At 25.7% G+C, this 1,562-nt stretch carries 3 protein-coding genes; all 3 read right to left on the bottom strand.

Features of this window, described 5'->3' with window-relative positions; genetic code table 11:
• On the bottom strand, nucleotides 1-104 hold a 104-nt coding region (locus Q8777_RS02580), incomplete at its 3' end, for an SVM family protein (protein ID WP_318749491.1).
• Nucleotides 105-187: 83 nt separating this feature from the next.
• Complete coding sequence (locus Q8777_RS02575) at nucleotides 188-733, bottom strand: SVM family protein (RefSeq protein WP_318676397.1); 546 nt, start codon at nucleotides 731-733, stop codon at nucleotides 188-190.
• A 25-nt stretch (nucleotides 734-758) separates the two neighbouring features.
• Complete coding sequence (locus Q8777_RS02570) at nucleotides 759-1,544, bottom strand: hypothetical protein (RefSeq protein WP_318676396.1); 786 nt, start codon at nucleotides 1,542-1,544, stop codon at nucleotides 759-761.
• Between the last annotated feature and the right edge of the window lie 18 nt (nucleotides 1,545-1,562).

The raw sequence follows: 1,562 nt of genomic DNA, 5'->3' as shown, positions 1-1,562 counted from the left end.
CCATTGCTTGATGCCATAATGGGATTATCATTGATTATTAAAAACATACCTAAACAACTAATCAAAAAGAATGGTAAAAGATGTAATTTTTTTTTTATTTGCATCATTTTAACTTATAACTCCTTTTTATTTGTTCAAAAAATAAAATATTACTACTTTATAAATTTCTTCTAGTATTATTATTTTGTTAATTTTGATAATTTTGGATTTGGTTTAGAATAAGATTAATTTGTCTTTGGTTTTGATCTATTCTGGTTTGAATATTTCTTAAGTTATCGATTTGTTCTTCCGAAGCGTAAAGAGGTGTATTATCAATAGCTAACCTCATCTCTTGTGTTAATGCAAAATATTCTCTTTCTAACTGAATTCTTGCGATATTATTATCCAAATTTCTTAATCTTCTTTCTTGATCATTTAATTGTTTTTGTTGATAATTTATTATTTGTTGGTGTATTTCTTCCAATTGATTCGATAAAATATTAATTTCTGTCTCTGCAACATGATTAAAAAGAGCATTAATCATTTGTTGAGCCTTTTCGCTTTGTGTTAATAATAAATTTCTAAAAACACTATATTCATCCACATTATTATCAACTGCTGAATTATTTTCCGATACATTGTCATTATTGTTATTCATCGCTATCACTTGATTATTATTTATCATCAGTAACAATCCTAAACTTATCAAAAAAAAGAATGATAAAAGATGTAATGTATTTTTTACTTGCATCATTTTAACTTATAACTCCTTTTTTTATTTATCCCTCAGCTGAGGTGATTTCATAGAGGGAGTTTAGTTTAGAAATAATTGAATCTTTATCTTCTTTTTCGGTTTCGGTTATTTTATATCTTTTTTCTAAATTTTTTTTTAATTTTTCAGCACGAGTTAACATATTTTGGTACATTTTTTGGTCTGCTTCTAATTTACCAATTTGAACTTTTATTTTACCGATTTCACAAACTATTTTTAAAATTTCTTCGTTCAGTTTATCAATTTTATCTTCGTTGGCTTTTCTATCAATTTTTAATCTATTAACTTCTTTTTCTTTAGTTTCTAGTTGTATTTCTAATGGTGTTTTATCTTGTTTTAAAGATTCTATTTGAGGTTGAAGAGAATTTAATTGCGATTGGTATTCATCACATTTATTTTGATATTCGTTAATTTCATCTTTTTTTTCATTTAAATAACCTAAATCCAATCCCCAACTCTTTTTAAGTTTATTAATTTCTTCTTGTTCTCGTTCTGATAAATTAGTTGGTAATAAAGTAGGATTAATAGGTTCGGAAAAAAGATAATTTTTAATTTGTTCTAAACGAGCGGCTGTTGTTTTAATTTTAGGGATGGGTTGTTCTTCTATAGAACGTTTCTCCCTAGGAAAAGCAGGGATTACTTCAGGAGGTAATGAATTTGATAATGATTCTGGTGAAGACGCTAAGGTTGTTTCTTTTTGATTTTGAAACCAGAAATAATAACAAACAAGTCCGAAAATGATAAGAAGGAATATAAAAAAACCATTTTTTTGGAAAAAATTTGATTTATTCATTGTTAGAATAACCTTTCT

Origin of the sequence: Candidatus Phytoplasma stylosanthis, from assembly GCF_032886435.1 — a bacterium.
Lineage (GTDB): Bacteria > Bacillota_I > Bacilli_A > Acholeplasmatales > Acholeplasmataceae > Phytoplasma > Phytoplasma stylosanthis.
The sequence above is the reverse complement of the archived record's forward strand: the minus strand, read 5'-3'. Positions and strand labels throughout refer to the sequence as shown.